Here is a 25,364-nt window from a genome sequence, read left to right as displayed (position 1 = left end):
ATTCGCTTGAAGTACACCCTTGAAGAACCATGTACGCTTTCTGGATAAGCACTGATATAGTGTTTTTTGCTTACAAGTAGTTGCAGCCTATTGACAAGAAGACACAATATAGAGGAACGGATGCTTTGGACAGAAAAACTAGGTCTTTCACTTCGGCAAGCACAGGTCGATTTCGTAATTCCAAATATCAGCCAAGATTTAAATATTTATGTAGACCCTTTTCTCTTCTACCGGAGCAAAAATCCTGAGTACCAAGGTGTACATACAGTACTGCATGAGTTCTTCTCACAGGCAATCGAATGTGTGAAAAACGGTGACTTCTATACCGCCGAGCAAATGCTGATATTTCCAGAGGTAAAAGAAACCATGCTCGGACAGAGTAAGGGAAGTCACAAGGGTCGTGGCATGGGGCTCGAAAAGGGAAAGCTAATCTTCGACGAAATAGTATCAAACGAAGATGTGCAGGAGAAAGGAATTACGCACCTCGCAGAAATGCAACTCATGATTGAGGGTGTTGGTTTCGATCTTATTAGCGACATGTGTACAAACATTGCCAAGCCCTTTTTTGTGGAATATACCCAGCGACAATGTAAACTACACGGAATACCTCTTGAACCCGGCTTATGCCTTGAGCACGTCTTTAACTGGGATGACCAGTGCTGGGAAGATATATTAGTTGACCTGCCCGAAAATCCAATCAACGGAAACCCAATCCTGCTTGTTCCGAAAAGTGTAGTACGCAGGTTTCCCGCCTTCGATTATGAACATTTCTGGAATTCGACGTATAGATATATTCTCCGTGAAATTGAGCGAGGCAAATCTCTTTCAGCGATTGGCAAAGAACCAGTCATATTGTGGAAGGACATCAAGGAGAAATATGACTTCAGCAAGAGGACCGTAGTCCGTGTCCTCCACGAACAACCGCATCTGCGCCACATTTATGTGGAGAAGTTAGATAAGGAGACAAAAGAAAACGTCGATCCTACAGACCTTAATAAAGTTGATGGTGCTGGTAGAAGTGACGTTCAAAGCGAGGAGCTTATCAAGGAATTGCATTTGATAGCCCCCGGGAACAAAGACGCAAAGAAATACGAAGCACTTGTACTCCGAATTCTTTCCCAGTTATTTAGTCCACCGCTAATCGACCCAAAGGAGCAGGTTTCATCCCACGATGGAAGGGAAATTATAGATATAACTTTCTACAACGGCGCGAACGATGGTTTCTGGGCAGACGTTAAGCAGTTATGGAACGCTCAGATTATTGTTTTCGAGATGAAGAACATGGAGGACTTAGGTAATGAGGAGTTTTTCCAGTTGGCTGCCCGTCTAGATGACACAAAAGGATTTCTGGGTTTTCTGATCTCAAGAAAAAAAGATGGCCTAGATACCCAACGCGCCTATCGACGGCTGAATAAGGAAAGAAAAGTGACGTTGGTGTTGACGGACGACGATCTTGTGACGATGCTTCAACAACAGCAAGAAGGCCATAATCCTACTGATTATGTCCGGGAGATGTATCGAGAGTTTATCGACAAGAGCTAAGGTAAGCTGTAGTAAAAGGGATACCTATCTTACGGACATCCCTTTGTTCCGTATCCTATTAAAAAGATGATAGCGTCTGAATTCGGTCTTCTGTGACCTTCACAAGGCATGCAGCCTCATTGCACGAATTGCGTTGCTGCTTCATCCACTCCATTTGTTCAGTCTTGAGCTTCTGCTGATCTGTGACCTTGCCTTTCGCGGCAGCGTACGCAACTGCCAGTCGTTTGTCGGCGTTCGCTGCCTCAGATGTTGAACAGATCAATTTCTCGATCTTTGCCGATGCCTTTGCACAGTCAAAGGATGCTTCGATCACTGCCTTCTTCGCATCCGATTCTGCGGCTGGCTGAGACTTGGATTCAGAAGCGGCTTGTGGTACTGGTACAGCGGATTCTGGCTTCCCCTGTTCGGCTGTCTGTACCGCAGGAGTGGCTGGTTGTGTTGGTGCTGATAGTGCCTGTACCGCCGCTGGCTTTGCCGCAGCCCGTTCCTTCACTTGCTGTGCAGCGGACTCCAATACTTGAAGATTCTGGATTCCTTCTAACAGATGATTGTGTTCTGTTCCAGCCTCGACTTGAAACTGCCTTTCTCCCTTCACGTCAATCCTCGAAATGGTGTATTTGACTTCGATGGCAACTTTTTTCGATTTCTCGTCCATTGACTTCAGGACCTCGGTAATCAGGTCTGCGTTTCGCTTGATTTCCATATTTGCTTTTTGTGCAGGGTAAGCCATCACCGCGGCAGCAAACATCCGATCTTCGGAACTCTTATCAATGCCAAGAATATGAGACAGTTCTTCTTGAAGTGCCATCTTATTGGATGCGCCCTTGTCAGCGGCTTCAACCCATTCCATCATCATCGTCCCGACATCATCGGCCGAGAAGACGCCGATCAAACGCCGCCAGTCCTTCCACAGTGCCACCTGATAGGTCTTGTCTTCATCAGCACGAAGCAGCGATCCGAGTACGGCGTCCGAGACCTTGTACGTCGCGACCGCCTTGCAGGTGTAGCGCGGTGCTTTCTCGTCATGGCTGCCGATTACAGGCTGTTCAACCGCAAAGCTGACCCGCTTCTTGAAATCTTCTTGCAGCGTGCCGCTGTCCTTCCAGACGTTCTCGGCCATGATCTGGCTAACCAAATTCGTGACTTCAGCATCACCGCAGCTTGGTATGTCTTTCCCACAGCCGACCAAAGCCACCGCCGCTAATATCAATACCGCTGAACCCGAATCAAAAATTTTCATAACGCTCCCTTACCAATTTTGTAATTCTTCCTTATGCGGTACATGTACCGTGGATTCATATGCATCTTATCGGAATGATGCGTATGTGCCAAACCTTTCCAGTAACCGCCAGTCACCTGCCTTGGTCTCGCTCGGTCAAGCGATTCGTCACGTGCGTCAGGAGAAGGGAATATCACAAGAAAAACTTGCACTCTTGGCTGACGTCGACCGCAGTTATTTGGGACGTGTAGAACGTGGCGACAATAATGTGGCGATACTCACGCTCGTCAAGCTGGCCGATGCACTTGGAGTGACAGTTACTGAACTGATGATAGAAGCGAAGCTGTAGTATTAGGAAATGGGATGTACATCAGTACTCAAGCATCGTAGCCATCCCCCTTACCTTCGATGAACATGGCTAAACATGTGAGAACCTAGCAGATCGTTAATTAGTACACAACATACGCCACGAGCGGCAAACTGTTTGTTGCGTGGCTATGTTGGAGAACAAGTTGGTTATCACTCGCCAGTCATTGCAACATTCCACGAGACGAGTTTTGGTCCCTTGTTGTTGCACATCCATCGTTCGACTCCCGCAACGATTCCTTCACCATCTTCTCGCAGTGCAGTGAACGCTGACAAAGGCGGCCCTATACGTTCGAGAAGCGGCAGCAAAGTTGAACCATCGACGCATCGAACTTCATAGGTGTTGCCTGTATTTTGCTGGCACTCGCGCTCGATGTGTTTCCAGCACTGACTGTGAAATAGCTGATTTTCTGGAAGGCGAACCATAGTTTCGGCATCATGTGCCGGGGACACGCGCCAACGGTCTTTAAGACGATTGCGTGATATACCCACGTAGCGAATCACACCATCGCTGCCAGCGACAAGATAAAGGCAGGGCCTACGAACTTCCCACACATCCTTGTCCAAAATGTCATACTTGGCTTGTAACCAAGGGCCAATTCTTGATCCTTTGGCAACGTTACGTTTCCATCGCTTTCCTCCGATACCATGGATACGGATTACGGGAGTAGCGGCATGGAAGATGGCATAAGCGTGTTCAATTGCAGATGAATTCATATTTTCTTTTTTGAATGACGAATGAAGCCTTCCAGCCAATGGTAGCTAATGTGTGGGGTGGCGTAAATGAGGACGTTGCCATCATCCATTGACATGCCAAGCACACTACATAAGTGTGCTTTCTTGGTATACCCCAAAACAGCGAAATAAGAGAAACCTGAATCTGCAAATCATTTCGCCATTCTTCGCTGATTGTGCAAATGGCCGATCATATCTTCGATGATCGATTCTGCGACGTCGAAACCTCGTAATTGCTGCAACCATTTAACCGGTATCCCACGTAGTCCAAACCGTATGCCAGCAAGACCACACGCTACGGCAGCCGTTGTATCCGTGTCATTGCCGAATAAGATCGACGCCTTCGCCACAGATTCGAACGTATCACCTTCCATTGCCATCTTCGCTGACCATAGAGTGTCGACTACATAACCAGACCCAGTCTGGTTCGATCGCAGATCAGAATTCCTGACCGTCGCCAATTCTTCGATCAAGGCATCTTTGCCATTCTCCCCGGACCATTCACGATAGATGGATTCAAGTCGATGGTCGGCCCATTCCCATGGCGATGGATGGTTGGCCAAATACCCTCTAGCGACCAAGCAGTACAGGGCACAGGCAACCTGTGACCGTGAATGACCATGTGTAGGCAATGATTGGCGGTGCGCATCGCGGACCATTTCTTGATCAGAACCGTGGTGCCACAGTGCCAATGGTAGAACGCGCATCAGACTACCATTTCCGTTATCCATCGCGGTTGCACCTCCTGACCGTTCAGGAGACACTCCATCCTGAAGCCTACGTATCGCACGTTCGGTCTGTATTCCTATGTCGAAGACTTGACGATCGACCGCCATGTACCCGAATTCCATCCAATTCCAAAGACGGCCTGAGAAATCATATAGGTCCATTTTTCCACGATCGAGAAGGCTGGCAAGAAGACACAGCGCCTGCGACGAGTCATCCGACCATGTCCCCGCCGGTACCCCAGCATGTGAACGATTGAAATCGACAGACGGGATCATATTGATCATTTCTGCAGGTGGAAGGTCGTTGGGAGAGTGGAATTCGAACGGCGTGCCTAGACAGTCGCCACAGATAAGACCAACGAGACCTCCTAGATGTTTGTCGAAGTCTGAATAGGCAAGGAGTGACGTGAAATCCCGATTCGCGACCATCGTAAAGGTCTTGGTGATCGCCGGACCATGAGTCTGGCGATCAATTGAACCATTCCACGGTCCGGCGGACCATTGGTCGTTTCTATTCATCGTCACTCCTATTCTTGGTATCGCAACAGTCACCGTATCTTTGGTCGAAACTGATCAATTAAGAAGTACGCCATTGGGACGTTCGGTCTCACGTTCATGAAAACAGATAATCCCATCGTGGTTGTAGGTTGCGACCACGTAGTCCAACATCGAAGCAAATCGATTGACGACCGAGATAAACTGTCCTGCGATCAGTCCATGCTGGTAGGTCAGCACGTACGAAATATCGAGATCGTCATCGGCATCAAGGCGAAACGTTGGCAGGAAAACCTCCCTGTTCAGCTTCCGTTCCAAATCAATCTTCCTCGATACAGGTTCCGCTTTGTTCAGTGGAAGCCAAGTCCCAAGTCTGGCGAATCGTTTGCGGTCGACCATCGTGATGAAGAATCCGACTCCATGGTCGGTGTACAGCAGAATCCGTTCGGCATTCTGGACCGTCGGCGTCAATCCGCTGTCCTTCAGATGCATGTTCAGGTTCGCGATGGTGACTTCGTCTTCATTCAGTATCTTCGTCATGCAATATCTCCGGAAATCGAAACGCAAACGGACAACAGAACATCTGCCAGTGACGACAGATGTTCCACAATGGTTCTAACAGATTAGAAGCGTTCAGAACGGTCCTTTACTGGCGAACCATTGGAACCTACGCCAATCAAAGAAAAGCCGCACTGCGGGTGTTTTGGACTGCCTATGAAACGTTGCCGGGATTCAGGGAGATTCTGAAGCGAGAAATCGAGCAAAGAACTGAAGATGAAATTGCGGCCATAAAAAAACCTCCCAGTGGGAGGTCGACACTTCCGTTTGGTTGCCCTGTTTAACGGGACCACATTTGCTTTCGCAGACCACCTTGCCCGGTGTGGCAGGTTGGAGGGGCGTCGACCCGATCTTAATGTAGGTAGTAAGTATATGCGTCTATAGCGATGTTGTCAATCTGGAACCACATCTAACCTAGAGAGAAATATTGGCCGGACATCGCGGAGAACTTCCGGGAATGACCACAAGAAGAGAGATTGTCGATATTTAAATTTTCTTCTTCTTGTGGCTACTGAGGGACCTTTGGACAACAGGACACCCCTATAGGGGTGTGTCCATGTCCGTCTACGATAGGTCAACATTCATGTCCACGAACTCGGTCAAAGAGCGGCGTTGTCCGGTTGTCCGTGGATGGCTAGGTTTTAACCCAAAAATACCCGTTATAGTCGCCTACCAGATTTTCACGACTCAGTTGTTCGACGGCACGTCCAAATGCCTTCCGCATCGCTTCAGGCGTATCCTTACTGAGTCCTGCTTCATGAGCAGCTTGTTTCCACTTATCTTCGGGGACAACCAACGGCGGTGCAAGAAGACCAATCGCTTGCTGTAATTCACGATCTGGTTGTTCACCGTATACATCCATTATCTTCCTGAGCGCAGCAAGTGCCTTCACTGAAGCGGGACGCAATTTTACATCTGTCTTCTTTCGTGTTGGCGTATCGACTGGAACCAAAACACCTGATGTGTCGCCATTGACCAGAGTTACGCCCTCGATCTGAAAATGAAACTCAAAGTCTTCCGGACCATCTTTCATCTTGGTGCATTCAAGTACTCGTAGATCACCACGACGGTCCACACGATATTCATGATCCATCGCCCCTTTCAAAGCTGATGCACCACGTGCCCGATCTTTTTCGCTATTACCAGAGTGGTGAATAATCACGATGGATGCGTTGAGTGGAGTACGCAGATGCGTATCAAGTTTGCTGATAAGACGACTCACATCAGTATTACTGTTCTCATCGCCACTGCCAAAATTACGGGCCAACGTGTCAATGATGATCAAGCACGGTTGACCAGTTGGGAGCAACGGCTCGATCATTCGGGAAAGATGAAGGGCGCTATCACCGTCAGAAAGTGGGACAGGATGTTTCAATATATGAAATGGCACCCCTATCAGCGAGATATCGTTTTTCTTTTCCCACGCTTTCATCCGGCGGCGAAAGCCAGCGACTCCTTCACCGACGATATAAAACACTGCAGCCGGTTTTACCTCTTGATCGTGCCAGTCAGTGCCAGTCGCTACACAACCGGCCCAGTCCAGTGCCACAAAACTCTTTCCACTACCCGAAGCACCAAATAACATACAGGACGTACCCTGCTCTAAGACACCATCGATTAGCCATTCAATCGATGTTGTTTCAGCCATGAAGTCGGCAGCTTGGACGAACCCATTACTGAACAAATCTGCTGACGACTGTTCGGACCTCGGTCGGTGTACTTCACCAGCTTCCGCACCTTTCTTAGCACTGTCACCATCCAGTGCCTTTGAAATGGTCATCTGACCATAGGTAGCGCCGTCACTGCTGTGTACCTTGTCCCACCTTTCGAGACGAAACAGACCCGATCGGCGAAACAGCGTGTCTATTTGTGCGTCCTCTTGAGTCCAGTACGCAAGCAGGTTACACAATGCTAAATCGGCATCAGAATGACTTGGGTATTCTTCAAAATGACCATCAAAAAGTTTAGTGAACTTATCACCGTTGCCAGCGCGTTTCGCTCTGGCGATGATTTCGTCGTCTGACTGTGCTGTTGTGTTGAGTGACAACGAAACAACTTCAGCATTTTCTTTGTGCTCTTTCGGTTTTGACTCAGGATAGATATTGAACAACCAATCAATTGCCTCTTGTTGATCCGTGATTTCATCGACTTCGCTCATCGCATGACCGGTTACCGTGAAATAGCGCGGACTGTTTTGATCGTAGAATTCAAGACGATTTCCCGGACCGGCTTTACCACGACGAGGGAGTACACCTTTCACTAGAATGTGTATTCCGTCGCTGCTGGGCGATTTCTCGATATATGAACCTGTAAATCGATCAACAATTTCTTTGGCCCATGGTTCGATAATGCCGTCCGGCGAAAGAACATGGTCAAGATCGATACCACAGATTCCCTCCCGGAGTACTATTCCAACGCCATCGTATTCACCCTGTTGAAAGGCGCGAGTTACTTCCTCATATGTCGCATGAGTAGTTTCATCGTTGGTTTTCGCTAGACAACCATTTGGTTGAAACGGCGGTTTAGTCCAACGACCATGCTCAGTCTGGCGTAAATTCCATAGAACCCAATGTGGATAATCATGAAGAATTGTGGGGATGCCTTCAAAGTCGACATCGAGCGGCACGGGTTTTTCTAAAGACAATGCTGCAGACATGATTAACGGTCTCCTACAGCGTTAGGCCAGATGTGACCGCATCTTTGAAAGGTGCGAAGTTCAGAACGCTTACGACTAGACACCAAACGACGTGTTGAAATGGAAGATGATCGTTTAGTTAGATTTTCATTGGAGTACGCTTCGCTGCGGAGGAACCGCCTACGGTTGACAGCGGGTGGAAGACGGAGTGTCTTCTTAGGATGAAATTGCTTTGTAAATCTCATTTGTTGTCCTTCGACGTTTGTTAATAGGATTCAGGTGTCGAATCACATAACAAAGTAGAAGTACAACTCTCATAAACGCACCGGCATCGAATGCGATGCCTCTTTAATATAGTTCAGTACAGAACATTATCAAGGACTTTTTTAATTTTCCGCAGCAACTTCACCCACTATGGGCAAGAACGGACATCAGGTCTCTGACGCCTCCTTCAATATTGAACGCAGTTCCTCTATCGAGAACGACGGACGGCGTCGATGAAGCATCGCGTGGCAGTTCGGGCAAACGGGTCGTAAATCCACTTCCGGATCAAGCTCGTACTCAGTGCCTATATCCGCAAGCTGTTTCAGATGGTGCACGTGGATGAACCCCTCCCCGATCGCGCCGTACTTCTTCTCAAAGTCGAACCCGCATACAGTGCATTTGCACCCATACTTCTTGATGCATGCCTTCCTTGCATTGGGATTTCGTTCATAGACATTGACCGATATAGTCTTCGTCGCGCCCTCGAAGTAAGTGGTCGGATCTTCGACTTCGTCGGCTAAGAAATCAAGTAACTGGTCAACCGCACCTTGAAATGACCAGACGATCTTGACGGGAACAGTCGGCTCGACAGACTTCACATTTGCTTTACCGGCGAAGGTGAATGGGTCGCGATCGTTCTTACGATAGAAGATGTACACACTTCCGGAGGGGCTGATCATCGACTTGATCGAATCCTGACCGATGTGAGACCCAGTCTTGCCGTACCAAACAAGATCATCAGCGTCGAAATGGTTGGCATAGTCATGACCTGTACGTCCAGCGACGCCCACATTACAGAAAATGAACCTATCCCCTTCATAACGGGTATAGCCTGTGTCCCAGTTCCCGCGCTGCTTCTCAGGCGGAACGTTACAGACTTGATAAATGTCTTTTTTGTGTAGGCGTGACCAGCCGTGAACGCAAAATTACTCACCGTTCTCTTTCATAATCCAATGCTAATCTGGGTGGAATTGAATGATAGCGGCATCTTGAAGGGTAAGTTGATGACCGAATGGAAGCCTTGACGAGGAGGGCCACTCGTCTGGATCAAATTTAGCACTCACTTCCTTGAAATCGCAATTCGTGATTCAAGCCAAGCATCAATTTCGTTACTCAAAAATCCGATTGCACGAGGACCTAGTCTAACTTGACGAGGAAATTGTCCTGACTTGATTAGGGAGTAGATCGTACTTCGGGATAGGCTGATACGCTGAACAACTTGGGGAAGACGAAGAATAACTTGAGGAGATTTGCCTGTTAATGAAACGTACATGATTTGCCTTTTCTAATATGGACGCGGCACGACGTTGATTGTCCATAATAAAAAGTAAATCTCGCAGGCTTGACTACTTCTTCCCAACGGCCGCTAACAGATAATCTATATCAAATCTTTGATTCATGCAAGCAATATTGCTATCGCCGGATATACCGGAACAGCGAGAACATGGTCAGCGTTTCATTCGGACGGAACCGTGAATTAGTCAGCAAGTAAAATTAGTCCTCAAGACGATATTCAACTTTTCACCAAGTTTTTGCCACGCATCCCGCTTCTCTTTGGCGTATTCGTGTAGAAGATAATGTCGACGCACCTTGCTTCCAGATAGCACGTGATTCTGACATCGGTCGATGATTTCAAGAGGCACAGCTAAGCTTTGCATTATCGTTGCGCCTGTCCGACGTAGATCGTGCGGCGTCCATGATCCATATTTTCCTTCACTGAGAACTAAAGAATTATCGTGACGCCGATTCTTCATCGCCTTCCGTGGACGTCCATCGCGATCAACTTTGAACATAGCCTGCCTGTCGCCAATCTGCTTACTCATCGATTTGACGTTTACATGGCCTTCTTTGTTACGGGCTGGGAAACACCAACCTGAAGCCCCAGTCAATGCATACAACTTAACAAAATGCTCCTTCGCGAAGTCAGAAAGATACACATTGAAATCATTCAAATTACCTTTTACGTTCGCCTTCGGAATAAACCACTCCCCCGTCTCAAAGTTGACGTGCTCCCATCGCGCCATTGACAATTCGCCTACTCGACACAGTGTTGAAAGCATAATCCAAACCGCATGCTGCACTGTTTGCTCGACCGGCTGCAACGCAATTCGCCGATTTGGAGAAGCGTCGTACTCATCTTGCATACGTTTGAATGCACTGTTTAATTTTTTGATTTCGTCCGTTGCAAGAACTCGATCACGTCTATTGTTCAAGTCATAGTCAGGGCTGACAATCTTGTCGATCTCAATTAGATCGACCGGATTACCCTCAATGAGTAGCTTTCGCCATGGTTGTCGCTTTTCAGCCCACCCAAACATCTGCGCGAGGTTATTTCGCATAACAACGGACGTACGGTTAACACCACGTCCAACCATGTCACGAAGCACGCGACGCAGGTCATGTTCCGTTATCTCTCTAACGTACTTGTCGCCAATTTTTGGCAGCACATCCGCATTGAAAGATCGTATTAACTCTGCATTACAATCCTTACGGCGCACTCCATCGGCAATCCATGCATTAAATAAGTCTTGAAGAGTCCGACTTTCCTCCTGTTGGCGTTTAATTTCTGCAAGTTTGGATGCAACAACTGCCCTCGCCTCTTCTTGAGACACTTTCTTTTGCGTTGCGGGATCGATACCGCGTCCGATAAGCATTCGTGCTTGATCTCGGTTATTTCTAATTTGGGACAGGCTAAATTTAGGCCACGTACCGCATGAAAAATCTTTTGATTTGTTCGACAGACGATAACGGTAGTAGAACGACACGGTAACATCACCACCCAATTTGGCTCGGATACGGCCATATAGGTTGCCATCATCACGTATTCTTTGGCCGTCCAAGTCGGCAGTTATAGATTTAAGGCTCCGGTCAGTTAGCTTAGTCATGTACAGATATAAGAGGTAGGGAATAAGTGAATTTACCCCCACATTTACCCCCACAATTTGATCGGCTTGTAGTGTATCTTATTGGACGATCTCGGACAACCTTCCGACATAACTACATGAATATTAAGCTCTTATTACTATATCCTCGGAAAGATTAGAATGATTCCGGACGCTAATAAACCTAAATGGGGTGCAAGGGGTAGGAGGTTCGAATCCTCTCGCCCCGACCAATTGAATCAAAGACTTACGGAAAGCCGCCTTGTACGGCTTTTTTGCTTTGCGGCGTTTGGTGTGAGAATAAATACAAACCACCCCGAAGTTAGGGAAATATCAAGCGCTAAGCTATCCCTAACTGAAGACGAGCGGGAGAGGTGGCGCCGAAAACTCGGAAGTAGGATAAGTTGTAGCTTTGCTTCACACTCGTAGTCGAAAGGCCGACTACAGAAGCAAGAGGACAAGACGAAACCACTCAAGCCGTGAGCGTGCAAAGACCGGGATCGGGCGCTATCTGGAGTTCTACAATCGTCGACATCCTTTCAGCGCGCTTGGCGGTGATACACCGGATGGGTTCTACTGCCGCAAGTTCCCTGCCCGCCAAATGACGGCGTAGAGGGTAGGCTGGATATCTGCCGTGCCGCATGCTCGTGCTCTGCGCATGAGGCAGCGAGCAGCTACGGAGAAGCCTACATCCAAGCCTTACTTAAAACAAATTCAAATTCGTGCCCACCCAAATCGGCTACCCTTACCCACGTCTATCTATCATCCCAGCATGCTGCCATCATTATCGAAAAGATGGCAGATAAAGAAGTGAAAGCGAACCACAATTACGCGTGTCAGATGTGGGCGCATGTAGCTATGATATGCTCGCGGAAACTGAACGCGAAAAATTGCAGCCAAGTTGATTTGTATGTACGTCTGCCGCCCTTGCCGATGCTCGTGAATAAGTGCGTCGACATGCACCATTTTTCTGATACTCGCCAGCCCTGCGCTGGAGTCACAGGCGCAGCGCTGAGCCTCCCCGCGTGGCGTTCGCTCAACTCGTAATGGCTCGCGCGATATGAGAGAGCAATTCCAGAGTTGCCTGCGACAGTGTTTTCCCCTGCCGTGTTATGACGTGTGACCGCCCCTCGCTCAACAGCGGGTTCTGCATCGGCAGCCCGACGAGCATGTGGTCCAGCAGATTTTGCGGAACAGCGACGCGAGTGGTCAGAGCGTAGCCTGTTCCCATCGCTGCAAAAAGACTGAGCGCGTTAAAGGAGGTTGTGGTGAGCACCGTGTTGAGCCGAACTCCCTCGCTGACCTCGGCTGCTTCGACATGCTGTCTGACGCCGAAACTCCGATGTAGCGTGGCGCCTGGATAGGGCAGCAGATCAGCGAGCTTGAGCGGCCCGATATGCGACGTAAGTGGGTGCCCCTTCAGCACAAAGGCTTGAATCGGACCGGAATGAGAACCATGCGAACGCAAGCGATCGTCATGCGGCGGCTGGTACAGTAGTCCGATGTGGGCGCTCTCGTCCACGACTCGCCGTACGATCTCGTCCGTGCTGCCTACGTCCAGGGCCAGCGTGACGTTGGGATGCCCGGCGATGAACTCCTTCATCACGTCGCGCATCAACCAATCCACGAAGCCTTCTCCGGCAACAATATCGATGTGCCCGCTCTCGCCTTTCTGCAGACTGTTCAACTGCGCCAGCAGTTGCTGATTCATGTTTTCCTGACGCCGGAAATGAGCGGCGACCAGCGCCCCGGCATCGGTGGCTACCACGCCGCGGCCATGGCGATCCAGTAGCCGGACGCCACAGTCCTTCTCCAGGGTTGCGATGGCGCGGCTGAGCGCGGATGGATCCATGTTTAATTCATCGGCCGCACCGCGTACCGATCCGCACTCAATTACCTTCATGAAATAACGCATCCGTCGCGTTTCCAACGTGTCGCTCATGCACTCCTCCAGATCGCACAGGCGCTGAGTGTAGCCTTTTTTGCAGCAAAAAACATCTTTTCCGATCATTGACGCAATGGCTTCCTTCTCTGAAACTAGTTGCATACCAAATCGAAGCCCTCACCGGCCCCCACAGACGGTCGTTTGACACAAAACCTTCTTGGAGACACCCATGACCACCACGACCACAGCTCTGCCTGCCGTGCCCGCCAATACCACCGGTACTGGTAAGTGCAAGCTTTTCATGGTGGCGCTAATCGTCGTCGTATTGGCCGAAGCCATCGGCCCGAGCAATTTCAAGCTGGGCCCCGGCAAGGTTGTGTTGCTGCCAATGCTCTGGGCACTGCTCATCGCAGCGACTTGGGGCATCGTGCAACGCTATGTACCGGCGCCCGTGCGCATCACTGCCAGTCTGCAGTCCTATGCCGGCGGCCTGCTCAATGCAGGTCTGCTCTTGTTCATCGTGAAGCTTGGTCTGACTGTCGGCGGCACGTTGCCGCTGGTTCGCCAAGCCGGTTGGGCGCTGCTGTTTCAGGAATTTGGTCACGCGTTTGGCACGCTCGCGCTCGGATTGCCGTTGGCGCTGCTGCTCGGCGTCAAGCGGGAAGCAGTTGGGGCTACCTTCTCGGTCGGCCGTGAAGGCAACCTGGTTATCATCAGCGAGAAGTACGGCATGGCCTCGCCTGAAGGTCGCGGCGTGCTGGCTGAATACATCACCGGTACGGTGCTCGGCGCCTTATTCATCGCGCTGCTCGCCGGCTTCGTCACTAGCCTGCACATCTTCGATCCGCGCTCGCTCGCCATGGGTGCGGGCGTCGGCTCGGGCAGCATGATGGCCGCCGCCATCGGTGCGATCGCCGCGCAGCAGCCGGCCGCCATGGTGCCGGAGCTAACTGCCATTGCTGCAGCGTCGAACCTGATGACACTAGTGCTTGGCTTTTACTTCACGCTGTTCCTGTCGCTGCCAACTGCCTCTTGGCTCTATGGCAAGTTAGAGCCAGTACTGGGTCGTTTCTCGAAACGCAAATCCGCTCAGGCAGTTGCAACGGCGGCCGGTGCCGAAGTCGAAATAAGGGACCTGCCATTCGCCGACAAAGCCATATCGTGGGCGCTAATGGCTGTAGGCGCGATGATTGGCAACTGGCTCTCGTTCCAGGTGCAGCCGGTACAGTCGCTGATCGGCATGGCGATCATTATTGTCATCGTCTCCATTGTCGAAGTCGCCAAGCGCCTGATGCCGAAGATGCCGCTCGTGCTTGTGCTATCGATTGTGGCCACGGCAGTCGGCGTTCCGGGCCTATTCCCATTCTCCGACACCGTCATCGCCTTGACCGGCAAACTCAACTTCCTCGCATTCACGACGCCGGTGCTCGCCATGGCTGGCTTCTCGGCTGCCAAAGACTTGCCGCTGTTCCGGCAACTGGGCTGGCGCATCGTAGTGGTCTCGCTCAGCGCGACCGCCGGCACCTTCCTCGGCGCCACGTTGATCGCCGAATTGTTCCATTGATTCCTCAAACCGCTGACAGAGAGCCACATGTACCGTGACCCTGAAATCGCCGAAGATATCTGTGCCCGAATGCTGGCCTGGCGCCGCGATATCCACGCCCATCCAGAAACCGCTTTCGAGGAGCATCGCACGGCGAACATCGTCGCGCAGGCCCTTAGACAAATGGGCATTTCCGTGCACTGCGGACTAGGCGGTACCGGCGTGGTCGGCACGCTTGAGAATGGCGATGGGCCCAGCATCGCCTTGCGCGCGGATCTCGATGCGCTCAACATGCAGGAGCTGGGCAACCATGAACACAAGTCGACCTGTGCCGGCAAGATGCACGGTTGCGGCCACGACGGGCACACGGCGATGTTGCTCGGCGCGGCCGCGCACCTGGCGCGCCACAAGCCGTTCAAGGGCACGGTGCGCTTCATCTTCCAGCCCGCCGAGGAGAACGAAGGCGGAGGTCGCAAGATGGTTGAAGACGGTCTGTTTGAGCTATTCCCGGCCGACGCCGTGTACGGCATGCACAACTTCCCCGGCATGCCGCGCGGCCAGTTCGGGATCCGGGCCGGCACCATGACCGCCTACCTCGACACCTTCGAGATCCGTATTACTGGCAAAGGCTGCCACGGCGCGATGCCCGAAACCGGGATCGATTCGGTGGTGATTGCGGCGCAACTCGTCAATGCACTGCAGACGATCGTAAGCCGTCGCACTTCCGCGATCGAGTCGGCGGTGGTCAGCGTCACGCAGATCCACGGTGGCGATACCTGGAACGTGGTGCCGGAAAACGTCGTGCTGCGCGGCACCGCGCGCACGCTCGACGTTGCGGTCCAGGACAAGGTCGAGGCGATGATGGGCCAGATTTGCGTTGGCTTGGCGCAGATGAACGACGCCAGGATCGAGCTCGACTATCGGCGCGGCTACCCTGGCGTGGTGAATACCCCAGCCGAGACGGCCGCAGCAGTGGCTGCCGCTGCGAGTCTGGTCGGCAGCGACCATGTCCATACCGACATCAAGCCCGCGATGGGTTCGGAAGACTTTGCGTTCATGTTGCAGAAGCGCCCCGGGGCTTACATCGGTATCGGCGCGAGCGAGGGTAAGAATGACTATCCGCTGCACAACCCGTATTACGACTTCAACGACGCGATCCTGCCGCTCGGCGCCGCCTACTGGGTAGCACTGGTCAAGCACGAGCTCGCGGCATGACAGAGGCTTTGATGTTCTCGGCCGTCGGCATCACATTTTTGCTAGCCGTGCGGGCGCGCTGCTGTGTTGCGTGCCGTGGCAGTGGTCGCATGGCAGTACCGGGTGCTTTCCAAAATGCGCAACTTGTTCCCGCGCGAGCCCAATCTGTTTTCAGAACCACCCATAAAAACTAACTGGAGGAGTATTCAATATGCTGTGCACAAAACATAACATGGAAAATGCAGGTCGTACGGGACGCACGATGCTGGCGGGACTGGTTTGCCTGCTGGCCGCCGGATGCAGCAGTGTCCCGGTGCCTCCCACTTCGCCGGCAGAAGTAGGCGAGAGGCGGCCGGGATATCTGGCAGGCTATCTGCCAAGCAAGGATTTGCCCGACAGCCTGAAACTTCTGCCGCCACCGCCGGCAGCCGGATCTGCCGCTCTCGCCGCCGATGAAGAAGCGTACCGTGTGACGCGCGCCGAGCGCGGCACGCCACGCTGGCAGCTTGCATCCCAGGATGCGGTCCTGACCTTTCCCAAAGCCGCGGAAGCGTTTTCCTGCACGCTGGGCGTGGCGATCTCGCAGGAGGCGACGCCGCATCTCAACATGCTTCTGCGGCGCAGCCTTGCCGATGCCGGACTGGCCACCTATGCGGCCAAGAACAAATACCAGCGCACGCGCCCCTTCGCAATGCATAAAGACGCAAGCTGCACGCCAGAGGCAGAAGCGCATTTGTCCAAGGATGGATCCTATCCTTCCGGCCATGCGGCCCTGGGTTGGGCGTGGGCACTGATTCTCGCCGAGATCGCGCCGGACCGGGCCGATGCGCTGTTCGCGCGCGGCCGTGATTTCGGACAAAGCCGGGTGATTTGCGGCGTGCATTGGCAAAGCGATGTGGATACGGGCCGCCTGGTCGGTTCGGCGGCGGTAGCGCGGCTGCATGCCGATCCGGTGTTCCGAACACAGCTGGCGGCAGCGAAGGCCGAAATCGACAATGCGCGGGCGCACGGCGTCAAACCTGCGCCCGACTGCGGACCGAACGCAGCCGGTGCGACGAACATGCCCGAGCGGAAATGATGCACGCCTAAGCTTGACTCATAGATGAGCGCCCAGGCGCTCACTTTCAACCCCAATAGCAGCTAAGTAGCCATGCGCGAGCCACCAACTGGTGGCTCGCCTTGGAGGGGTATTGTTTTTTCTCATGACCAGCGACCATCAGCCGCAGGTCACCTTCAAGGGTCCGACCCAACCCGGAACAGCCGGTCCCTCAGCTTGCCGCAACCCGGCGACACCTTATAACAGCAAACCACCTTCATCGAACAACTACAACATTGTGGTCGATGTGTTCGACCATTTGGAGATATATTCATGCAAACAAAAAAGTCACTATTCGCATTTGCCGTGACAGCAAGCTTTTGCGGCGCAGCTTTCGCACAAGCGTCGATCACCATCTATGGCATCACCGATGTCAGCATGCGCCGCCAGATAAATCCGCTCGGCTCGGTGCGCACCAGTGGGGCCCCGGGCGGGAATACGTGGAGCATGGTGTCCGGCTGGGCTAACGGCAGCCGGATTGGATTCAAGGGCGTGGAAGATCTGGGCGGAGGGAGCAACGCCCATTTTGTACTGGAAAGCGGGTTTAGCATTGACACGGGTGCTGTTTCCGACAGCAATTCACTCTTCAATCGCTCTGCTTACGTCGGTGTCGGAGGGGCATGGGGAACGCTTGATATGGGGCGCCAGTACAGTGTCGCCTTCAAGACCATGACGGACTATGATCCGTTCCGGATGCAGTACTCGAGTCTCATTCCACTGGCGTTGGTCACGCCCGGTTCTCCCGGCTCGTCCGGTTGTCTGCCTCTTACCGGCGGTGGCTGCGCGCGTTTTAACAATGACGTGCAATACAGCGGCACATTCGGCAACGTTACCGCACGTGCCGAATACGCGTTCGGCGAGGTGGCGGGCAGCACACGCACCGGCGCTGCGCAAGCTGTTGGCCTAAGGTATGCCAGCGGTCCGCTGTCCGCAGGAGGCGCCTACACGCAGCAGAAAACCGCGGCCGATTTCGACAAACAGGCATACACCGTAGGTGCCGCGTACAGCATCGGTCCTGTACGGATATCGCTGGGCTATAACAATGACAAGGCCGAAACGGCGACAGTGGATACGAAGATCAAGAGCGCGTGGGGAGGCTTGAGTTATCAGATAACACCTGCTTTTACGTTAACGGGTGCGTACTATCAAACCAAAGTGTCGAGCGCTGTCAGCGCTACGCGTCCGACCGGCAAGGAAAAATCGGACTTCTATATGATCGAAGCGAAGTACGCATTGTCCAAGCGTACCAGCCTCTACGCGGAAATCGACAGGAACAAGTGGAGCCGCGGTATCTTCTTTCTTCCAACGACGGCGCCCGGTGTAACACAGACCGGCGTTTCGGTAGGCATTAATCACCGTTTCTGAGCAAGGGAATGACACGACGAAAGTCGCCTGCGCCGTTATAAGATGGCGGTGGCGCAACAATGCGCCGCCGCTACCTGATCATTGCCGGTCAAGCTTTCTCAACCCGTGTCTATTTCCTTCAAGAGCATGACATGTTCTCTACTGCCTCGTGGCCGTCTTCGTGATCACGGCTTTTTCTTGCCATCACATTAGCACCGTGGTCTTACTCGCCCTACCCCATTTCAGTCGGCATTTGTTACCTCTCGCTCACGCCACTTGCTGAATTTGCGTTCCGAGGCGCTCGTTCGTCAGTTTGATCCGTTTCCCGCCTTTAAGAATTGTTTAGTCCTACCGATGCTGTAGTCACTGCAGGCTGGTGCCTATCGGAGAAGCTTTGCCAGATTCTCAGGGAGTCCGATGTTTGGCTTGATCGGTGGTCGGGAGAAACTTCCTTCTTTCCGACTCCCGGGCTGAAGTGATACCAGTGATTCACAATGGCGGACTGCACTGCTTACGCCGTCGACAACGGGCACTGGAATTCGACCTGCAAGCGATCGCGCAATGCCAGCAAGTGGTGCGCCAGCTACGATAACGACATCCGCACCGTCCTCCCGCACCGCTTGCATGCAGAGTTCATGGAGCCTGACTTCATGGTCCTCTTGCACCTTGCCGATATCTCGCAAAGGATCGTTTAGAGAACGAACGCTGGCCAACCGCGATGACAGCCCATTTGCTGCGACACACTCGCGATACCATGCTGTGATCCTATGCGAGATCGCGATAATTGAGAATTTTTGTCCTAAAAGGCATGCACTGGCTAGCGCAGCTTCTGTCATCCCAACCACCGGAACGTCGAAGAGTTCCTTAAGCCCTGACAACCCAGGATCGCCAAAGGCGGCAACAATGAGCCCATCGAAATTACCTGCGTGATCAGCGGCTGCACATGCAGTCGCGTATCCACCGACCAGTGCTTCGAACCTTGTTTCGATATAGGCAACCCCAAACGAAGCCGTCGCCATTGTGATCGTCGTGTTAGGCGACGCTGTACGACGTGCTTCAGCCTCAATCAAATCCGTTACGGACGTGCTTATATTGGGATTAACAATGAGCAATTTCATTTCGTTTTTCTATATTTCGAAAAATCAATAATCTTCGGATACGTTACTGGGCAACGGCGGAGCAATTAGCAGTCGCGTGGGTGCTCTCACATGCATTCAGAACAGATCCCTCCAAAAACGTTGTGGTGATTACACGCACTGAGCAATGCACAGTATGGAATGGCCCTCAATTCAACACCATAACGGTAATTCAAGCCAAGGTCAGGTGGTTCGAACTGTATGCCGGCCTTTAAACACGCGAATTCATTCGGTAGAAAGGCTCGTGACTGGCCTTGTCGAAGTAGTCCTTATAAAAATCGCGGATATACGGCAAGATTCCTTTTGAGAGGGCACGTCGAGCGAGTTCAGCTTCAGTCAATGGTACGTTCAACTTTTCATGGATTTGTTTCAAGACTTCCGCGCGATTAACCTTGGTAAATTCGCCATCCTGGTAAAGCACTTCTCCCCCACACATCGTCAGCTTTACGCCCTGGGTCTTTGCACGCTGGATTAATGCATCGATCGTTGATGTGTCTTGATCCAGGTAAGGATAAGCAATCTGATCCCAATCAAGCAATACGAGATCCGCGGCCTTTCCGACCTCCAGAGTACCAATCGAGTCGGCGAACGCAGTTGTTCTTGCCCCGCCAGACGTCGCCATTCTGAAGACTTGAGCGGTTGTCGGAACGTCATCATCAACCATGCCAGGAACCCGGTGCGCCCTCAGGACTAATCGCATTTCCTGCAGCATGTCACGGTCGTCGTTGATACCAGCTTCATCCATTCCAATCCCAGTATTGACTCCGTGTGCTTCAAAAGCATTTAGCGGAGCGATACCTGACCGAAGGCGGAAATTAGACGAACAGTTATGGCAGACGCAAACACCTTTACTAGCAACATGTTCAATGTCCTTTTCTGAAAGCCACGTGCCATGGCCCAATGTCATACGCGGGCTCAGTAGGTCGAAACGATCTAGATAGTCTACAGCGCTACCACCGCCGCGGCGCTTTGCATACTCTTTCTGATAGGCCGTTTCGACAAGGTGCATATGAATCGGAACATTGTACTTTTTGGATGTCTCAGAAAATGCTTCGAGCGCTTCGTCCGTGCACCAATGCAGATTAGCCGGTGCAAGTTGAATTTTTATTTTTCCATCTGAATGGTAAGTATCATAGAGTTGGCGGAACAACTGCATACTTGCATTCAAGTCGGTCTTGAATCTGGCAAACCATGCTTTCATTGGCCCTTGGAGTTCAGGTGGCAATGCAGCAGTCAGCGCTTCATCAGGTTGATACATCAACCTGTTTTGATCACGGACCGTATAGCTGTACGACGCACGCATTCCAATATCTTGATACGCTTTCAGAACTTCGGTGGATTTAGCCAGGAGGTGTTCAGGCGTGCCTGGTATCCAGCCATGCAGATGCTGGACAGTGGTGACGCCAGAGGCAATCATTTCGAAGGCGGAGTAGAGAGTGTCAAGGTAGATGTCGATATCTCGAAACACCATCCGAGTGATCCACCAGAGCTCTAGCGGCATATCTTTTGACCCGAGCTGAACTGGGGTCAAGCCGACATGGTGGTGAGCATTGACGAAACCCGGAATGACGATCTCATTGCCCGAACCAATGACTTCGGCATCAGGATACTCTTCGCGTAGCTTAGCGAAAGTATCGATCGCTTTAATTACTCCGTTCTCCTGAAGTAATGCACCGTTGTGAATCTCTTCGACTGAATATCTGTCAACAGCGCGCTTAATCAATGACCGTCCACGGACGATAGTTTTCAATCTACTTCTCCCCCACAGTGTCTAAGCCTAAAAGACGTATCAATAGTGATCCGGGCCGCCGGGTAGTAACGTTGCGGCGATCAGATACCAGATCGCCGCCAAAAACGTTACGATCTGTCTTCGTTCCCCCGTGGCGGCTCTACCCAATGCTTCCATGCTCGTCGGACAGCTTCACATTCTTGCACCTTGATTCCATCAATCACTGTCAGTGAAGACTTGGTCAACGTAATCAGCTTTTCCACAGAGTAGTCTCCGTAGTCAATGCGACGCATGCCAGCATGACGCGCGCCTAAGACAATGGTGCCAATACCCGCTTCTTTGATTGCCCAGCAGCACATGGGGCACGGCTCCATTGCTGAATACAGTGTGGCGCCCGACAGATCGGGAGATCCTGAGTTACGCGCTGCGTCGCGAATAGCGTCTACTTCAGCATGGGCGGTTGGGTCTCCGTCCGTGGCACGGCGGTTTGACCCACGTCCAATAATCTCGCCATCTCGTACGATTACCGACGCTACAGGGCAGTCGCCACGGTTATCGGCTTCAGCGCATAGTGCCAGGACGGTGTCCATGTAGTGATTATGTTTGTCAAATTCTGCTGGACTCATGTCGCATCCTCTCTCGAAAGTCTCGTTATCACTTTATGCGTTTTCCCGGGAGGGTCGCTTTGCGAGCAGAGTAAGCGTGCCGCCAATTGCAAGAATGACTGCAACCGCCCAAACAACGTGATAGATCTGCCCCGTAGCGTCTTTTACCGTACCCAGTACTACCGGTGCGAAGAACCCAGATAGATTTCCGATCGAATTGATCATCGCGATCCCTGCGGCGGCGGCCGTTCCCACTAATACCCTGTTGGGAAGTTGCCAGAATACTGGAATAGAACAAAGGATTCCAGGCAGAGCGATGCACATGGCAAGGATGACCCATTGTGAACCCAGCATCAGGAAGTACCCCAGAAGCGCACATCCCAGACTTGCTACCAGTACAGCGAGTCCACAATGTTTGTTGATCTCCTTGGCACGGTCAGAGTGAATGCCATTGACGATCACGGCAATGATCCCTACCAGGAAGACTCCGGAAATGATGTAGCCAATGGTTGCCGGACTTGTGATGCCAACTTCCTTAAGCATGGACGGAGCCCAAAAAATGAGAGTCGACTGCCCCATGATGATACAGAAGTAGATGGCGATATAGAGCCACACGGTCTTGTTCTTTAATGACTGGAAGAACGAGTGTTCACGTTTGCCACTGGCGCTAGCGTCCTTTGCGAGATCAGCTGCAAGCAATTCCCGTTCTTCAGCGCTCAACCAATGTGCCTGGTGTGGGCGGTCAGTGAGGGCCCATATTGCAGCGATACCTAAGAGAACAGACGGAACTCCCTCAAGGAAGAAAACCCACTGCCAACCTTCCCAGTTTTGGACGCCGTCCATTCTTACCATGAGAAAGCCTGCCAAGGGCCCGCCGATAATGCCCGACATCGAAGATCCGCAGCCGATTAAGGCAAACGCCTTTGACCGACGGCTTGTCGGGAACCAATATGTAACGTAGAGCACAATTCCTGGCCACAGGCCCGCTTCGCAAGCTCCCAAAATGAAGCGAAGGACATAAAATTGTGTAGGAGTGGTGACAAAGGCCAGGCCGATGCTGCACAAACCCCAGCCTACCGCAATTCGGGAGATTGTCTTTCTTGCTCCGAAACGCTCAAGTGCCAGGTTGCTAGGGATTTCGAACAACAGGTAGCCGATAAAGAATATGCCAGCACCCAGACCATAGACCGTCTCGCTAAAAGCAAGGCTTTCATTCATTTGCAGCTTGGTAAAGCCTACGTTGACCCTGTCAATCCATGCCATCACAAAGGTCAGGAAGAGAAACGGGACGATTCTCCACATCACCTTGGCATATACGGCATCTAGTCTCTCGGAATTTCTTGAGACTAAAGTACTGGAGCCACCAATACTTATTTCATTTGCATTCATCATCTCCATCTCCTTTGTAATCCTGGTTATATAGTCACCAGCTTTAAAATGAAATCTGCTTCCTGAAGAGAGGGCGCTATCTTTCAAGGAATAGGTACCGTTCTTAACGACGGCTCACCAGATGTGCTATTCCTGTTGAGCAGAGTCCGATCTCAGTCCTGCATCAAATTGTGATTACAGCTCTGGTTGGCCTGCTTTAAGAAACCTGCCACGTCCAGCTGTTGGTTCCAAATACTCGCCGTTGCGCACTATCACCTCACCCCGGGAAAGGGTTGTCATCGGCCAACCGGTCACTTCGATTCCCTCGTAAGGTGTGTAATCAACGGCATGATGCAGGGAGCTGTTCGCAATGCGTACCTTGCGATTTGGATCCCACAGCACGATGTCGGCGTCGGCACCCACTGCAATCGTTCCTTTACGTGGGTAAAGTCCGTAGATCTTTGCTGGCTTATAAGCGGTCAGTTCAACAAATTGATGCAGCGAGAGTTTGCCGCGCCTGACACCGTCAAACAGCAAAGGAAGTCGAGTCTCGATACCGGGCACCCCGTTCGGGATATGGTTGAACGGCTGTGCTTCGCCGCCCAGCTTCTTGCCCTTCGGGTCGTCATAGTTGAATGGCGCATGATCCGACGAGAAGACCGAGAAAACGCCATTAGCCAACGCATGCCAAACGGCCTTTTGATTCTCTGGATCGCGAGGTGGGGGGCTGCAAACGCATTTCGCCCCTTCATATCCATGATCGCCATGCAGTCCCATGTCCTCCGCAGTCAGGTACAGATATTGCGGACAAGTCTCGGCGAGAATCTTTAATCCTCGCCCTTGCGCCCAACGAATTTGTTCGATGGCTTCTTTACCGGAGACATGGACAATCAAAATTGGAACATCGACAAGCTCCGCGAAAGAGATAGCCCGATGCGTTGCTTCGCGTTCGACTACGGATGGGCGTGATAAGCCATGGAAGCGAGGTTCAATATTACCTTCATTAATAAGCTTCTCGGTAAGCCATGAAATACAGTCAGCGTTTTCGGCGTGCACCATTACTAACGCTTTGTGCCTGCGTGCGACATCAAGCACTTCCAACATCTCTCGGTCTGACAACTTGAGGTCGTCATAGGTCATGTAGACCTTGAAAGAGGTAAATCCCTCTTGGATAAGAACAGGAAGCTCTTCATTTAAAACAGCGGGAGTAGGATCCGCAACGATAAGATGGAAGGCGTAGTCGATAACTGCACGGCCATCTGCACGACGGTGGTAGTCCATGACGGCTTCCTTCAACGAACCTCCCTTTTCCTGAGCGGCAAATGGGATCACCGTAGTAGTACCGCCACATACCGCAGCTCGAGTGCCAGTGAAGAAATCATCCGCCATTCGTATGCCATCCGGCATTGGCTGATCCAAATGGCAGTGAGCATCGACTCCGCCCGGCAAAACCAGCATGCCGCTAGCGTCGATCTCTTCCTTTGCATTCCCTAGGCTTTGGCCCAATGCCACGATTTTTCCATCGCGTACACCGATGTCGCAGATAAAGCGGTCGGATGCAGTGACGACTTCGGCGTTACGAATTACCAGATCCAGATTGTTGTCAGATGGCATGGCTTGCTTATCTTTCATTATTAACATTTCTTCAGATGTCATAGAGGAAGGTCTAGCAAATTAAAGAAACGTTTTAACTGCGCAGCTTAAGCGCTTGTTTATTGGCGCTTTCCTGATCAGCTCTAGCGCCAAGAACATAAATCCCCCGATTATTGAGCCGCTTGCAAACCTCAATGTATACGATAAATATTTGAATGGTATACAAATATTTTTACAAGTTCTGCTGATCCATCACCGCTGGCGCCTTTGTTTTTCGCCGCATAGGCGGCTTGCCGCCCGCATATTTGCTGACATCCACTTAAAAAATGTCGAAATGCATCGGTTTCGCCTAGGCTTCTTGCCTATGCTCTTTGCGCAGCACTTCGTAGCTAGAGATCATTATTACACAACAATTTCTATAATTGTGTACAATTTTATTTGAAATTG

Annotated in this window: 20 protein-coding genes and 1 riboswitch; of the genes, 6 read left to right on the top strand and 14 right to left on the bottom strand. The window is 51.6% G+C overall.

Features of this window, described 5'->3' with window-relative positions; all coding sequences use genetic code 11:
* Window positions 1-120: 120 nt before the first annotated feature.
* Window positions 121-1,542, top strand: coding sequence for a hypothetical protein (locus tag ACFQUU_RS03575; protein WP_382242757.1), 1,422 nt, complete (start codon window positions 121-123; stop codon window positions 1,540-1,542).
* 58 nt (window positions 1,543-1,600) lie between these two features.
* Here ACFQUU_RS03575 and ACFQUU_RS03570 read toward each other — a convergent pair whose 3' ends face one another.
* A complete protein-coding gene (locus ACFQUU_RS03570) occupies window positions 1,601-2,782 on the bottom strand; it encodes a lysozyme inhibitor LprI family protein (RefSeq protein ID WP_382242754.1) in 1,182 nt (393 codons plus the stop codon).
* Between the two features lie 85 nt (window positions 2,783-2,867).
* Here ACFQUU_RS03570 and ACFQUU_RS03565 point away from each other — a divergent pair, with 85 nt between their 5' ends.
* Complete coding sequence (locus ACFQUU_RS03565) at window positions 2,868-3,110, top strand: helix-turn-helix domain-containing protein (RefSeq protein ID WP_382242751.1); 243 nt, start codon at window positions 2,868-2,870, stop codon at window positions 3,108-3,110.
* A gap of 170 nt (window positions 3,111-3,280) precedes the next feature.
* On the opposite strand, the gene ACFQUU_RS03560 is transcribed toward ACFQUU_RS03565, so the two are convergent.
* From ACFQUU_RS03560 to ACFQUU_RS03525, 8 genes are all read right to left on the bottom strand, one after another.
* Window positions 3,281-3,844, bottom strand: coding sequence for a hypothetical protein (locus ACFQUU_RS03560; protein WP_382242748.1), 564 nt, complete (start codon window positions 3,842-3,844; stop codon window positions 3,281-3,283).
* Between the two features lie 170 nt (window positions 3,845-4,014).
* Window positions 4,015-5,109 carry an ADP-ribosylglycohydrolase family protein gene (locus ACFQUU_RS03555; RefSeq protein ID WP_382242745.1) on the bottom strand — a complete coding sequence of 365 codons (1,095 nt, stop codon included), beginning with the start codon at window positions 5,107-5,109 and terminating at the stop codon, window positions 4,015-4,017.
* Window positions 5,110-5,163: 54 nt separating this feature from the next.
* Window positions 5,164-5,625, bottom strand: a complete 462-nt coding sequence (locus ACFQUU_RS03550; RefSeq protein WP_382242742.1) for a hypothetical protein — start codon at window positions 5,623-5,625, stop codon at window positions 5,164-5,166.
* A gap of 275 nt (window positions 5,626-5,900) precedes the next feature.
* Window positions 5,901-6,007, bottom strand: a riboswitch (SAM-I-IV-variant riboswitch).
* 270 nt (window positions 6,008-6,277) lie between these two features.
* Window positions 6,278-8,299, bottom strand: a complete 2,022-nt coding sequence (locus tag ACFQUU_RS03545) for an AAA family ATPase (protein ID WP_382242739.1) — start codon at window positions 8,297-8,299, stop codon at window positions 6,278-6,280.
* Window positions 8,300-8,709: 410 nt separating this feature from the next.
* Entirely contained in the window at window positions 8,710-9,222 is a 513-nt protein-coding gene (locus ACFQUU_RS03540) for an HNH endonuclease (protein WP_382242736.1), read from the bottom strand.
* Window positions 9,223-9,602: 380 nt separating this feature from the next.
* The gene (locus ACFQUU_RS03535; protein ID WP_382242733.1) at window positions 9,603-9,815 is read right to left on the bottom strand and encodes a helix-turn-helix transcriptional regulator; all 213 of its coding nucleotides are present in this window, start codon (window positions 9,813-9,815) and stop codon (window positions 9,603-9,605) included.
* A 208-nt stretch (window positions 9,816-10,023) separates the two neighbouring features.
* Entirely contained in the window at window positions 10,024-11,427 is a 1,404-nt protein-coding gene (locus ACFQUU_RS03530) for a tyrosine-type recombinase/integrase (RefSeq protein ID WP_382242730.1), read from the bottom strand.
* A gap of 1,033 nt (window positions 11,428-12,460) precedes the next feature.
* Window positions 12,461-13,435, bottom strand: a complete 975-nt coding sequence (locus ACFQUU_RS03525) for a LysR family transcriptional regulator (RefSeq protein ID WP_382242727.1) — start codon at window positions 13,433-13,435, stop codon at window positions 12,461-12,463.
* A gap of 103 nt (window positions 13,436-13,538) precedes the next feature.
* On the opposite strand from ACFQUU_RS03525, the gene ACFQUU_RS03520 reads away from it, so the two are divergent.
* The 4 genes from ACFQUU_RS03520 (at window position 13,539) to ACFQUU_RS03505 (ending at window position 18,507) form a co-directional block, all read left to right on the top strand.
* A complete protein-coding gene (locus ACFQUU_RS03520; protein WP_382242724.1) occupies window positions 13,539-14,873 on the top strand; it encodes a DUF3100 domain-containing protein in 1,335 nt (444 codons plus the stop codon).
* Between the two features lie 27 nt (window positions 14,874-14,900).
* A complete protein-coding gene (locus tag ACFQUU_RS03515) occupies window positions 14,901-16,067 on the top strand; it encodes a M20 aminoacylase family protein (RefSeq protein ID WP_382242722.1) in 1,167 nt (388 codons plus the stop codon).
* A 211-nt stretch (window positions 16,068-16,278) separates the two neighbouring features.
* The gene (locus tag ACFQUU_RS03510; RefSeq protein WP_382242719.1) at window positions 16,279-17,124 is read left to right on the top strand and encodes a phosphatase PAP2 family protein; all 846 of its coding nucleotides are present in this window, start codon (window positions 16,279-16,281) and stop codon (window positions 17,122-17,124) included.
* A 291-nt stretch (window positions 17,125-17,415) separates the two neighbouring features.
* Window positions 17,416-18,507, top strand: a complete 1,092-nt coding sequence (locus ACFQUU_RS03505; protein WP_382242716.1) for a porin — start codon at window positions 17,416-17,418, stop codon at window positions 18,505-18,507.
* 359 nt (window positions 18,508-18,866) lie between these two features.
* Here the strand turns inward: ACFQUU_RS03505 and ACFQUU_RS03500 are convergent, their stop codons facing one another.
* The 5 genes from ACFQUU_RS03500 to hydA all read right to left on the bottom strand — a co-directional run bounded on the left by ACFQUU_RS03500 (window position 18,867) and on the right by hydA (window position 24,956).
* Window positions 18,867-19,604 (bottom strand): aspartate/glutamate racemase family protein, encoded by a 738-nt coding sequence (locus tag ACFQUU_RS03500; protein ID WP_382242713.1) that lies wholly within the window; start codon window positions 19,602-19,604, stop codon window positions 18,867-18,869.
* Window positions 19,605-19,833: 229 nt separating this feature from the next.
* A complete protein-coding gene (locus ACFQUU_RS03495) occupies window positions 19,834-21,372 on the bottom strand; it encodes an amidohydrolase family protein (protein ID WP_382242710.1) in 1,539 nt (512 codons plus the stop codon).
* A 107-nt stretch (window positions 21,373-21,479) separates the two neighbouring features.
* Window positions 21,480-21,977, bottom strand: a complete 498-nt coding sequence (locus ACFQUU_RS03490; RefSeq protein ID WP_382242707.1) for a nucleoside deaminase — start codon at window positions 21,975-21,977, stop codon at window positions 21,480-21,482.
* A gap of 33 nt (window positions 21,978-22,010) precedes the next feature.
* Complete coding sequence (locus ACFQUU_RS03485) at window positions 22,011-23,348, bottom strand: MFS transporter (RefSeq protein WP_382242704.1); 1,338 nt, start codon at window positions 23,346-23,348, stop codon at window positions 22,011-22,013.
* Between the two features lie 171 nt (window positions 23,349-23,519).
* Entirely contained in the window at window positions 23,520-24,956 is a 1,437-nt protein-coding gene (gene hydA, locus ACFQUU_RS03480; protein WP_382242701.1) for a dihydropyrimidinase, read from the bottom strand.
* Between the last annotated feature and the right edge of the window lie 408 nt (window positions 24,957-25,364).

This window comes from Herbaspirillum sp. GCM10030257 (assembly GCF_042666555.1).
In the GTDB taxonomy this organism is placed as follows: domain Bacteria; phylum Pseudomonadota; class Gammaproteobacteria; order Burkholderiales; family Burkholderiaceae_D; genus Noviherbaspirillum.
Note: the sequence above shows the minus strand (reverse complement) of the source record. Positions and strands in the feature narration are given on the sequence as shown.